General features: G+C 38.3%; 11 protein-coding genes. 8 read left to right on the top strand and 3 right to left on the bottom strand.

The window, feature by feature from the left end; genetic code table 11:
- Nucleotides 1-95: 95 nt before the first annotated feature.
- The 6 genes from panC to SJY37_RS06075 all read left to right on the top strand — a co-directional run bounded on the left by panC (nucleotide 96) and on the right by SJY37_RS06075 (nucleotide 6,226).
- Entirely contained in the window at nucleotides 96-944 is an 849-nt protein-coding gene (gene panC / locus SJY37_RS06100; protein WP_298322779.1) for a pantoate--beta-alanine ligase, read from the top strand.
- A 21-nt stretch (nucleotides 945-965) separates the two neighbouring features.
- A complete protein-coding gene (gene panD, locus SJY37_RS06095) occupies nucleotides 966-1,316 on the top strand; it encodes an aspartate 1-decarboxylase (RefSeq protein ID WP_013750424.1) in 351 nt (116 codons plus the stop codon).
- Nucleotides 1,317-1,369: 53 nt separating this feature from the next.
- Nucleotides 1,370-2,275, top strand: coding sequence for a lysylphosphatidylglycerol synthase transmembrane domain-containing protein (locus tag SJY37_RS06090; RefSeq protein WP_298322786.1), 906 nt, complete (start codon nucleotides 1,370-1,372; stop codon nucleotides 2,273-2,275).
- Nucleotides 2,276-2,322: 47 nt separating this feature from the next.
- A complete protein-coding gene (locus tag SJY37_RS06085; RefSeq protein ID WP_298322788.1) occupies nucleotides 2,323-3,468 on the top strand; it encodes an alpha/beta hydrolase in 1,146 nt (381 codons plus the stop codon).
- Between the two features lie 120 nt (nucleotides 3,469-3,588).
- On the top strand, nucleotides 3,589-4,959 hold the full coding sequence (radA, locus tag SJY37_RS06080) for a DNA repair protein RadA (RefSeq protein WP_035334822.1): 1,371 nt from the start codon (nucleotides 3,589-3,591) through the stop codon (nucleotides 4,957-4,959).
- A gap of 121 nt (nucleotides 4,960-5,080) precedes the next feature.
- Nucleotides 5,081-6,226, top strand: coding sequence for a peptidoglycan DD-metalloendopeptidase family protein (locus tag SJY37_RS06075; protein WP_379952893.1), 1,146 nt, complete (start codon nucleotides 5,081-5,083; stop codon nucleotides 6,224-6,226).
- A 92-nt stretch (nucleotides 6,227-6,318) separates the two neighbouring features.
- On the opposite strand, the gene SJY37_RS06070 is transcribed toward SJY37_RS06075, so the two are convergent.
- From SJY37_RS06070 to SJY37_RS06060, 3 genes are read right to left on the bottom strand one after another with little or no spacing between them, the layout of a single operon-like run.
- Entirely contained in the window at nucleotides 6,319-7,353 is a 1,035-nt protein-coding gene (locus tag SJY37_RS06070; protein WP_379952892.1) for an aldo/keto reductase, read from the bottom strand.
- A gap of 60 nt (nucleotides 7,354-7,413) precedes the next feature.
- Nucleotides 7,414-8,397 (bottom strand): OmpA family protein, encoded by a 984-nt coding sequence (locus tag SJY37_RS06065; protein WP_379952891.1) that lies wholly within the window; start codon nucleotides 8,395-8,397, stop codon nucleotides 7,414-7,416.
- 13 nt (nucleotides 8,398-8,410) lie between these two features.
- Nucleotides 8,411-9,175 (bottom strand): exodeoxyribonuclease III, encoded by a 765-nt coding sequence (locus SJY37_RS06060; RefSeq protein WP_379952890.1) that lies wholly within the window; start codon nucleotides 9,173-9,175, stop codon nucleotides 8,411-8,413.
- A 118-nt stretch (nucleotides 9,176-9,293) separates the two neighbouring features.
- On the opposite strand from SJY37_RS06060, the gene SJY37_RS06055 reads away from it, so the two are divergent.
- A complete protein-coding gene (locus SJY37_RS06055) occupies nucleotides 9,294-12,719 on the top strand; it encodes a hypothetical protein (RefSeq protein WP_379952889.1) in 3,426 nt (1,141 codons plus the stop codon).
- Nucleotides 12,720-12,757: 38 nt separating this feature from the next.
- Entirely contained in the window at nucleotides 12,758-13,099 is a 342-nt protein-coding gene (locus tag SJY37_RS06050) for a hypothetical protein (protein WP_298322819.1), read from the top strand.
- Nucleotides 13,100-13,172: the final 73 nt, after the last annotated feature.

Below are 13,172 nucleotides of genomic sequence, written 5' to 3'. Positions count from 1 at the left end.
GTTGTTAATCTATTCAAAAAACACGCAAAAGTACAAATTTTTACGCACTTAGTCTTAATATTAGTAAGTTTGCATCCCGTTAAAATTTTAATAAAGTGCAAGCAATAACAGCTCATAAACAGATTTCTAAGATCGTCCATCAAGCAAAAAGCAATGGCAAATCCGTAGGTTTTGTACCTACAATGGGCGCCCTACATCATGGACATGCATCACTCATTGATTATGCACTCAAAGATTGTGCCCTAATTATAGTAAGCATTTTTGTTAATCCTACACAATTCAATAACGCCTCAGACTTAGACAAGTATCCTCGCACTCTCGATAAAGATCTAGACTTTCTAGCGCATTATGGAGATAAAGTGGTAGTCTACGCACCAACGGCTACAGAGGTTTACGGCAGTGAGGTCTCCTCTACCCCTTATAATTTTGGAGCCATAGAGAAGGTTATGGAGGGAGAGCACAGACCAGGACATTTTGATGGTGTAGGCACTGTTTTAAATCTCCTTTTTAGACAAGTAAATCCAGACAAAGCATATTTTGGAGAGAAAGATTATCAACAACTTGCTATTGTGCGCAAGCTTGTAGAAAAAGAAAAACTACCTCTAGAAATTATAGGCTGCCCTATTCACAGGCAAGAAGACGGCCTTGCCATGAGTAGTCGCAATGCACGACTTACTGAGACTCAACTTGCTATTGCGCCTTTTATTTATGAAGTGCTGCAGTATGTGAAGAATAATTTTGACACGCACTCTGCACTACAATTGAGAAAATATGTTTCAGCGGCTTTTGAGAAAAAAGAAGGTCTCGAGCTTGAATACTTTGAGATTGCAAATATTAAAAATTTAAGTACGCTTTCGCGAAAGCGTAAAAATCAACAATACCGAGCTTTTCTTGCCGTTTATGCTGGTGAGATTAGACTTATAGATAATATAGCCCTAAATTAAACTTATTATTACCTTTGCACTATGCTAGTAAATGTTGTAAAATCAAAAATACACCGCGTTAAAGTAACGGGTGCCGAGTTACATTATATTGGAAGTATTACCATTGATGAAGACTTGATGGACGCTTCAAATATAATTGAAGGAGAACGTGTACAAATTGTAAACGTAACAAACGGAGAGCGTCTTGAGACGTATGCAATCCCTGGACCAAGAAAGAGTGGAGAAATCACCTTAAACGGTGCTGCTGCTCGTAAAGTTGCAAAAGGAGATACGCTTATCTTAATTGTATACGCCTTTATGGAAGTAGAAGAAGCAAAAAAGTTTAAACCTACTTTATGCTTCCCTAATGAAGAAACAAACTTGCTCAACTAACGTTGATAAGTAATAAACATAAAAGTCTCGCGCTTAAAATCTTACTCCCACTCGTGGGAGTTTTTTTGGTTTGGTATCAACTTAGTAAAATGACTGCGGTAGAGCGCAGCGATATGTGGGAAGCGATAAAAATGGTGAATCCTTTATGGATTGTTATCTCGCTGCTATTTGGTTTATTTAGTCATTTTTCTCGAGCATACCGCTGGAAATATTTACTAGAGCCTTTAGAGTACAAGCCTAAGTTCATCACAAGCTTTATGGCTATTATGATTGGCTATTTTGCAAATACCTTTATCATTAGATCTGGCGAGGTTTTAAGAGGCATGAGCCTTTCAAAAACAGATAATATTCCTTTTGAAAAAGCATTTGGAACTATTGTAGCAGAGCGTATTGCAGATCTCATCGTACTACTTCTCATCATGACTACCGCCGTAATATTACAATCTACAGCGCTCGTAGCTTATTTTCAAGAAAATGCAAACCCCACTGGTTTTATCATACTACTTGCTGTCGGTCTTACTGCTGGAATCTTTGGTTTACGATTACTTAAAAAGTCCTCACATCCTTTTATTCAGAAAATTAGAAAGTTTGGACTCGGACTTCTTGATGGGGTAAAAAGTATTCTAAATATGCAGCATAACACTGCATTTATACTACACACCTTATTTATATGGGGTATGTATATAGGTATGTTTTGGATCATGAAATATACGGTACCTGGCACTGCAGAGGCTCCACTAGGGGTTATTCTTGCTTCCTTTGTAATAGGTGCATTTGCAATGAGTGCTACAAATGCAGGAATGGGATTATATCCCATAGCTATGGCTGCAATATTTACCTTTTTTGGATACGAAGATGGCGCAACCTTTGGCTGGCTCCTCTGGGGAACCCAAACTATTTTTAATGTAATCATAGGCGGCATTTGCGCACTTATCTTGCTACTCATTAAAAGACGGTAATTTTTCATATTTTAGGACTATCCTAATAACTAAAAAGTTATTCCCACATGAAAACAAATCTACTTACCCTAATACTCTGTATTTACAGTGTACTAGTTTCTTCTCAAATTGACTACAAAGAGATTCAATCAGAAATTCTAGGCACATCCAGACAGCTTAAAATACAGTTACCTCGCAATTATGATGAGAATATAGAAAAATCGTATCCTGTAATTGTAGTTATGGATGGCGACTACCTATTTGAACCCGTAGCTGGTAATGTAGATTATTATAGCTACTGGGAAGAAATGCCACAAGTTATTGTAGTAGGTATTAATCAAGTAGACAGTAGAGATGATGATACATTTTATGATGATGTAAGTAACCTTCCATCTGATACTGGAGCTTCATTCTTTGAATTTTTAGGCTTAGAAGTAATGCCTTATCTTGATGAAAATTACAGAACTAGTACGTTTAGAATTGCAGTAGGCCATGATATGACCGCAAATTTTATGAATTACTACTTAATGAAAGATCCTGCGCTATTTCAAGGATACATTTCCTTAAGTCCAGATCTAGCTCCACAAATGGAGGAGCGTCTTGTTGCTAGATTAGGACAGGCAAAGCAAAAAATATTCTATTACCTAGCAACAGCAAGTGACGATATAAGTGTACTACGCGACCCTATTATCCAACTAGACGCTCAGATGAAACAGGTGCAAAATGAGAATGTTCAATATAATTTTGACAATTTTGACGGTGCTACGCACTACTCACTAGTAGGTCCCGCTATACCAAAGGCACTAGAAAACATGTTTTCTATTTATCGCCCTATTAGCAAAAAAGAGTATAAAGAAAAGATTCTACCTAGCGAGTCTCCTTATAACTATCTTATAGATAAATATGCAACGGTTAAAACGCTTTTTGGCCTAGATGACCCTATACGCATTAATGACTTTATAGCAACATCTACAGCGCTTGAGAAAAAAGGAGACTGGGAAGGCCTTGAAGAACTTGGAAAAGTTGCTCGCAAGCAATATCCAGAAACTATGTTAGGAAACTACTACCTTGCACTATCACTAGAGAAATCTGGAGAACCTAAAAAGGCGATGCGTGCATATCAAAATGCTTTTTTACTAGAAGAAGTATCATTTCTTACTAAGGATTTAATGCTAGATAGAGCAGACCAAATCAAACAAGACTTTGGTTATTAATCACTTATAACATCTACTTTTTATAGCGCATTCTTGTGCTGTAAATCACATATTATTTAAATCAAAATAATTTTAAAAGGAGGTTTGATTCTCTAATTTTGCAAGTACATTACTCATTTTATGGCCAAAATAAAAACTACCTTTTTCTGTCAAAACTGTGGCACACAGCATGCCAAATGGCAAGGCCAGTGTAATGCTTGTAAGCAGTGGAATACCATTGTTGAGGAGGTTGTACAAAAAGCAGATAAAAAGGACTGGAAGTCTGAAACCGCAAAGGTTTCTGGACTTACACGCACCAGCAAACCCCTAAAAATCGCCGATATTTCTACAGCTTCTGAGGCTAGAATGAATACTAAAAATGGCGAACTCAACCGTGTTCTAGGTGGTGGCTTAGTTCCTGGGTCGCTTACTCTTCTAGGTGGAGAACCTGGAATAGGAAAAAGTACTTTACTATTACAAATATCACTAGCACTACCTTACAAAACACTCTACGTCTCTGGAGAGGAAAGTCAGCAGCAAATAAAAATGCGTGCTGAGCGCATTAATCCAGAAAGCGACCAGTGTTATATTCTTACAGAGACAAAAACTCAAAATATCTTTAGACACATAGAAGAAATGCAGCCAGATATTGTGATTATAGACTCTATACAAACACTACATTCTGATCATATAGAAAGCACCGCTGGAAGTATCTCACAAATACGTGAGACCACTTCAGAGCTGATACGATTTGCTAAGGAAACAGCAACACCTGTGATTCTAATAGGTCACATCACAAAAGACGGGAATATTGCTGGTCCAAAAATTCTTGAACACATGGTGGATACCGTTCTCCAGTTTGAAGGAGATCGTAACCACGTTTATAGAATTTTAAGAGCTCATAAAAACCGTTTTGGAAGCACTAGCGAGCTAGGCATCTATGAGATGCAAGGCTCAGGATTGAGAGAAGTGAGTAATCCAAGTGAGATTCTCATTTCAAAAAATGACGAAGACTTGAGCGGTACAGCAATCGCAACCACAATGGAAGGTATGCGACCGCTTATGATTGAGATTCAAGCGCTTGTGAGTACCGCAGTGTATGGAACACCGCAACGTAGCTCAACAGGATACAATGTAAAGCGACTCAATATGCTTCTCGCTGTATTAGAAAAACGAGCAGGTTTTAAACTAGGGGCAAAAGATGTTTTTCTCAACGTGACTGGAGGAATCACTGTAGATGATCCTGCTATAGATCTGGCAGTGGTAGCGGCAGTATTATCTAGCAACGTAGATATACCTGTAGATAAATCTATGTGTTTTGCTGCAGAGATAGGTCTCGCAGGAGAAGTACGCCCCGTAAACCGTATTGAACAACGCATCGTAGAGGCAGAAAAACTAGGTTTTACAAGCATCGTGATTTCAAAATATTGCAAGATACCTGATACTAATTATCACATCAATGTGATTAAAGTAGCCAAAGTTCATGATGTCGTGAGGCATCTTTTTGGATAAGCTACTAGATAAACGAGCATCATTTTACAGCAGTCTTTAAAAACGTTCACATATAATCAATTGCGTCAATATCTGACTGATTCTTGTATGCACATGGCACCTTTTCTGCATAGTGGCTGCTATGTTTAAAAAGATCCTATACACCTTATTACTTCTTGCCATAGTAAGCTGTAGCCAAATTCAAAAAGCCACAGATGCCATCACGCAGCCTACCGCTCGCGAAGTTTATGCTCGTGGCTTTGAGAAAGATGATAGTATTTATAACTCTTGGAATTCCGCTTTCGCGAAAGCGTATCAAAAAAAAGTACTAATCCAAAACCAAAACGTACTCTCCTCTCTTCCTTACACTACTGTAGGCACTTATTCTTCTACCTATTTGATTCCCTACCGCTATACATTTACACTCGCTGCAGGTGAGATTTTTCATGCGGAAGTTGAAAACAATGTAGACTCAACCGCCATATTCCTTGATCTTTTTACATGGAAGAATGACTCTATAATGAATTCAACGCCTAGGTTATCCAATGCTCCTAATGAGAGAAAAATCACTACCGAGATTACTGCATCCGGATTATACACACTCCTCGTACAACCTCAAATAGGCGCAAGCTCATCCTTTGCATTAAAAATATACACAAAACCACAATACAGCTTTCCAGTACTGGGAAAAGGCAATAAGGCTGTGCAAAGCTTCTGGGGAGCTTCTAGAAGTGGCGGCAAGCGTAGCCATGAGGGTGTAGATATTTTTGCAGCAAGAGGAACCCCCGTCGTAGCGATTACTGATGGTATGATATCCTCCACAGGTAATCGTGGTCTAGGAGGTAAACAAGTATGGTTACGTGACGGTATTTTTGGTCAGTCGCTATATTATGCGCACCTAGATAGCATAATCGCTACCACTGGACAGCGTGTAAAAATAGGAGATACACTTGGCTTAGTAGGCAATACTGGGAATGCCAGAACGACACCTCCACATTTACATTTTGGCATTTATAATCGTACAGGCGCCATCAACCCATATCCATACATTAAACAAACGGAGTCACCTCTTATTTCAGATTCGCTATCTAGCAATCTAGGTTTACTTAAGAACAATAGTACGATGCGCGTATCACCTACTTCAACTTCAGAAAAAATTGGCACATTAAAGAGAAAGGATACTGTCTTGTTGCTAGAAAAAACAGGCAATTGGTTTCATGTACGTGTTCATGATAGTTTACAAGGATATCTATATAAAACAGCTATCAAGCCCATTCCATATACTTAAGTATACATTTATAATTCCGCTTTCGCGAAAGCGTAAAAAGAAAAAGGCACGCTTTACAGCACACCTTTTTTACACACTACAATTTTATTTTATTATGGCGCAGGATTTGGTATTGCTGCGTGCACCTCGTCTATTGCTTTCAAAACCTCTTCAGATAGCGTAATGTCTGCACTACCGATGTTTTCTTTAAGTTGCTCCATACTCGTAGCTCCTATGATATTTCCAGTCACAAAAGGTCTGTCTGTCACAAATGCTAGTGCCATTTGTGTGAGACTTAAACCGTACTCATCTGCAATCTTTTTATAACGACGTGTTGCTTCAAAAGCGTTGTCATTATGGTAACGGTTATAGTTAGGAAACAAAGTCACACGTGCATCTTCTGGATAACCGTTTAGATATTTTCCTGTAAGTTGCCCAAATCCAAGAGGAGAATATGGTAGCAAACCTACATTCTCGCGATGTAAGCTTTCTGTGAGACCTATCTCATCCTTTCTATTAAGAAGGTTATAAGGATTTTGAACGGTTACAACCTTTGGAGCACCTTTTCTAGCTTCCTCTACGAAACGCATCAAGCCAAAAGGAGACTCGTTAGACAGCCCTATATTTCTAATTTTTCCTTGTTTTACATAGGTGTCTAGAGACTCAAGAATCTCTGCAATATTATCTTCCCACTGCTCATCAGGATTGTGAGTGTACCCTCGTTTTCCAAAGAAATTTGTGTTACGCTCTGGCCAGTGTAATTGGTATAAATCAAGATAATCCGTCTGGAGACGTTTTAAACTCTTGTGCAATGCATCATCAATAGCTTCTTTAGAAAAACCAAGATTATCTCTTACAGAAGCAAATGTTGGACTAGGGCCAGTAATCTTTGAAGCAAGAACAATCTGATCTCGGTTCTTATTTTTAGCAAGCCAAGTACCTATTACCTTTTCCGTTGCTCCATACGTTTTCTCTTGAAAAGGCACGCTATACATCTCTGCCGTATCAATAAAGTTGACACCCTGAGTAAGTGCATAATCCATTTGCTCATGACCTTCGGCTTCCGTATTCTGGCGACCCCAAGTCATTGATCCCAAACAAATTTTTGAGACTTTTATATCTGTATTTGGTATTGTTGTGTATTTCATAAGAATTGGATTTGACGCAAATCATTGCGTCTTTGTGCAACTATACAGCTCTCGTTTTATCTAATCAATATCATTAAGCAATGCATTCACCTCATCAAGTTTAGGTGTCAAGATTACTTCTATACGCCTATTTTTTGCTTTGTTCTCTGCATTATCATTTTCGGCTACGGGAGCATATTCTCCACGGCCAGCTGCTGTTAGATTCTTAGGATCTATATTCCTATTTGTGCGTAAAATTTCAACAATAGCTGTAGCTCTTTTTGCAGAGAGGTCCCAGTTTCCAGCTAGATTTCCGCTGCCTCCGTAAGGCACATTATCTGTGTGTCCCTCGATAAGCACTGCGATGTCTGGATTATCTGCTAGCACGCTACCTAATTGCTTTACCGCCTTTGTTCCGTTTGCGCCTACTGTCCAGCTACCAGAATCAAATAAAAGCTTATTCTCTAGTGATACATAAACTTTACCATCGCGTTGCTCTACGGTAAGCCCTTTTCCTTCAAAGTCTGTAAGTGCCTTTGAGATAGATTCTTTAAGTGCTCTCATTGTAGCATCTTTTGCTGCAATTACACCTTCTAACTCATCTACTCTCGCAGAGCGTTCTGCTAGATCCTTTTGTAACTTTTCAAGACGAGTACGTTCTGCTTCAAGAGCAGCAGTTTTTTCGGCAAGATCATTTTGTTTTGTCTCTAGTTCGGCTAGAAGTTGTCTGTTTTTCTGAGAATTTTCGGCTATAGTCGCACTACTATTAGATTCTAGAGCGTCATAACTTGCTTGTAGTTGTTCCAGATTAGCTTTCGCGGAAGCGTACTCCCCTTCTAACTCCTCTACTCTAATTATACTTGAGCCTAAATCTTTTGAGACTTTATCATACACTGCGTTCGTCTTTTTAAGCTCAGCTTTTAAGTCCTTTACATTATCCTCAAGGCTACGATTATCCTTGCGCAACCTGCTATAGCTTGCTTCAAGATCTTTAAACTTTTTTGCAGGAACACAAGAAGTAAGTGCGCTTATCGCAAGTATTATAAGAAGGGATTTTTTAAACATTGTATTCATTTTTTTAAGATAATTTTAATTCTACCATGTGCGGACAGTGGTCACTGTGCACAGCATCAGAGAGAATCACAGCACGTTCAATATTATTTTTAAGAGGCTCGCTTACCATGTTATAATCAATGCGCCATCCTTTGTTATTTGCTCGCGCATTAGCACGATAACTCCACCATGTGTAGTTATCTGGCTCTTTGTTAAGATGACGGAAAGAGTCTATAAAACCACTATCCATAAAATTACTTATCCACTCACGCTCTACAGGTAAAAATCCGCTCACATTTTTATTACGTACGGGATCGTGAATATCTATAGCTTCGTGACAAATATTGTAATCTCCACCTATCACAAGTTTTGGAACATCCTGCTTAATCTCGTTTACATAATCTTGTAATAACGACATGTATTCTAGTTTATGCTCTAAACGGGCAATATTTGTTCCTGATGGCAAGTACATGCTCATCACAGAAACATCGTCAAAGTCAACTCTTATATTTCTACCTTCAAAATCCATGGATTCGATTCCCGTTCCATAAACTACATTTTTAGGTGTTTTCTTTGTGAGAATAGCCACACCACTGTATCCTTTTTTTTGTGCGCTAAACCAGTAATGCTCATATCCTAGACTTTCAAAAACTGCAGTATCTACTTGGTCTGGCGTTGCTTTTGTCTCTTGCAACAGCACCACATCTGGATCTGTATGTTGCAACCAGGTGGCAAAATCTTTGCGCAAAGCTGCACGGATACCGTTTACGTTATAAGAGATAATTTTCATAGTATGCTGTATTGGACTGCTAAGTTATAAATTAGGTTTTTCCACACCTCGTAAAAAACTTATAAAGTTTACCTTTGAGTCATTGTAATATTTACCTCAGCCTAGAGTTTTACTATTGATGCGCGTATTTTACACAGTTCTTTTACTATTATGCACCAGTGCTGTTCTAGCACAACAAACGCGTACCAAAAGAATTGCAGTAAGAGACTCTGTACTTTTAGACTCTGTAAGTATAAATCCATCCTTATTTAAAATTACCACGCTACAAGGCACAACAATAGACAGTACAGCTTATAGTGTTGATTATGGAAAAAGTATCATTACGCTTAGCGCGAAAAATGGAGCACTTCCAGATTCTCTCATTGTAACATATAAAGTTTATCCTGATTTTCTCACGCGTGCTTACTCTCAGTATGACCCTAGCCAGATTGTGACGAGTACTGGGAGCCTTAATAAGGTGATAAGCCTAGGTGAGGACAGGAGAACAAATACTGTCACTCCATTTTCTGGCCTTAACGTGAGCGGAAGTATACTGAGAGGAGTCGCTGTAGGCAATAGTCAAAACAGCACCTTAAACTCAGAGCTTGACTTACAAATAAGTGGAAAGCTAAGTGACCGCGTTACCTTACGCGCTTCTATACAAGATGCAAATATACCCAGCCAGCAAGGCGGATACTCTCAAAATCTAGATGAGTTTGACCAGGTTTTTATCGAGCTATTTTCTGATAATTGGAATATAAGAGCTGGTGATATTAATCTAGAAAACAAGGACACCTATTTTGGTAGGTTTACAAAGAAAATTCAAGGCTTATCCTTAGGTGGAACCTTGAATCACTCAGATGATAAACAGACAGACTTACATGCTTCTGGAGCTTTAGTGCGAGGTGTTTTTACACAAAGTACTTTTACAGGGCAAGAAGGCAATCAAGGTCCTTATAAACTCACTGGCCCTAATGGTGAGTTGTTCGTTCTAGTTGTTTCGGGTAGTGAGACTGTTTATGTAAATGGCATACCGCTCACACGTGGAGAAAGCGAAGACTATATTATCGATTATAATGCTGGAGAGATTCGATTTAATGCGACTTATCCCATCACTAGTGAAATGCGCATTAATGTTGCCTATCAATTTTCTGAACGCCGTTACACTCGCTTTCTGGCGTATGGAGGAGGAAGCTTTCGCGAAAGCGATAAACTCAAAATATCTGCTCACGTATACTCAGAAAGTGATGCTAAGAATCAACCACTACAACAAAATCTCACCTCCGAACAGGTTGCTATTTTACAGGAAGCTGGTGATGATATGCAAGAAATGATTGCTCCTAGCGCAATCTCAGACACCTTTGATGAAAATAAGATTCTCTACAGGCAGATTATTATAAATGGCGTCGAGGTTTTTGAATTTAGCGCTGATCCTGAAGAAGATTTGTTTCAAGTACGTTTTACTAATGTAGGAGAAAACCAAGGAGATTACATTTTAAGCACTACAAACACGTTACAACGCACTTTTCAATATGTGGCTCCCATTAATGGGATTTCTCAAGGATCATTTGTGCCACAGATTCAACTTTTTGCACCTACCGTGTTGCAACTAGCCGTAGTAAATGGAAGCTATACGCCCTCAGAAAAAACTACTATAAACTTTGAAGCTGCAGGAAGTAATAACGACACCAATACTTTTTCTACACTAGATGACGGTGATAATAATGGTTATGCAGCACATGTAGATATCAACCAGCTCCTTTATAAGAAAGATAGCACCTCTACACTGCGCACTTTTGGAAAATGGGATTATATACAAGAAGATTTTAGAAGTATTGAAGGACTTTACAATATAGAATTTAACCGAGATTGGAATGTAGAGAACTCACTTGCGCAAGCCGGCGGAACCTTATTAGGAACTCAACAATTTACTACGGTAGGACTCAATTATGCTCGTACAGAGCAAGGAACAATTACCTATCAATTTCAACATCTAAATTTTCAAGATGCTTACAATGGTTACAGACACAGCTTAAATGCCAACTGGCACCTTGGTAATTTGAGAACTGCGATTAATGCAAGTACGCTTAGTACAGATGATGTACAACTCAATACAGACTTTACACGAGCAGACGTAAATGCCATTTACGGGTTTAAAAAATCATGGATAGGCGCTTCATTTAATATGGAGGACAATGTTAGGGTCACAAAGAGGAATGATTCTATAACTCCAAACAGTCAGCGATTTAGTGCTTACAAAGCTTTTTCTGGCGTGGGAGACAGCACAAACGTCTATATGGAAGCTGGATATAAATATCGTGTAAATGATAGTGTACGACTTAATCGCATCGCACGTGTAAATACTTCCAATACGTATTACTTAAAATCCCAATTGATAAAAAATGAGAAAACGAACGTCTCACTCTTTCTAAATTACCGTAATCTTAGTTATGAAGATCAACGAGAAGATGAAAATTCGCTCAACTCAAGACTACTTTATAATCAGCGATTTGCAAATGACATCATCCGACTTAACACGGTTTTTGAAACCAATAGCGGAACTCAACCTCAACAAGAATTTACTTTTATTCAAGTAGATGAAGGTCAAGGAACCCACACATGGAATGATTATAATGGAGACGGTATCCAAGAGCTAGAAGAGTTTGAGATAGCGCAGTTTCAAGATCAAGCAGATTATGTGAGAATACTACTCCCAAATCAAGTATTTGTAAGAACACATCAAAACAAACTAAGCCAGCAACTCACATTACAGCCTGGACAGTGGTCTGGACTTAAAGGAATAAAAAAGTTTCTTTCCCACTTCTACAATCAGTCTAGCTATATCTTAGATAAACGAGTATTGCGCACTGATAATGATTTTAGCTTGAACCCATTTAATGAGGATGAAAATGAAATAGGCGCTACGCTTAACTTTAGAAATACATTGTTTTTTAATAGAGGAAAGCAACGCTACACAACCTCCTATTCATTTCTATCAAATACATCAAAAATTCTTCTCTCTACGGGATTACAAGAAAGTGTAGTACAAAGTCATCAACTCAACTTCCTACACAAAGTAAAGGAGAGCTGGCTCTTTAATACCAAAGGAGATTTAGGTTCGACAGAAAGTAGTGCAGAGAATTTTACAACTCGTAATTTCAGTATAGACAACTACGGTGTTAACCCTAAGCTCTCATATCTTTTTGGCAAACAATCGAGGGTCTCACTCTTTTACGAATACCAAAATAAGAATAACACGACGGGTGACCAAGAACAACTTGATCAACAAAATCTTGGTATTTCCTTTGCATTAGCAGATTTAGAAAAGGTATCATTAATTGGGGAGTTTACGTATATCAATAACGATTTTCGCGGAAGCGCATTTAGTCCAGTAGCATATCAGATTTTAGAAGGATTACAACCAGGAACAAATTTTACTTGGAATGCTATCGCACAAAAAAGAATTACCAAATTTCTAGATTTGAACATCTCTTATTTTGGGCGTAAAAGTGAAGAAACACGAACTATCCATACAGGTAATATTCAGATTAAGGCTTTCTTCTAAATTTTGACGACCTTTAAGGAAACGAAAACTACCTAATTATGAGAACAAGATTATACATTACAGGTATGTCACTTGTTGCAATCATGGCCTTTTCTTGCTGTGGGCAAAAAGCGGTTGCTACAGAAGACACTAAAACAACACTTATGGATTTTGACACGACTGGATATACATCTGGAACTATTGTACATTCTAAAGCAGAAGGCGATTGTGAGTGGACAATTAAGCTTGAAGATGGACGTCATCTTGACCCTATGACCATAGATAAAGATTTCATGCAGGATGGAGCAAGCGTTTGGTTTAAGTATACTCCACAACGACGCATGAATAGATGCGATAAGGCAAGTCCTGTAGGTATTACGGAAATGAAGATGGAGAAGTAAAAAGAGACTTCTTAATTTTTATGAATAAAAAAACCCATTGCATTAGCAATGGGTTTTTTTTAAAAACGTAATT

This window comes from Dokdonia sp. R78006, assembly GCF_042466145.1.
In the GTDB taxonomy this organism is placed as follows: Bacteria; Bacteroidota; Bacteroidia; order Flavobacteriales; family Flavobacteriaceae; genus Dokdonia.
Note: the sequence above shows the minus strand (reverse complement) of the source record. Positions and strands in the feature narration are given on the sequence as shown.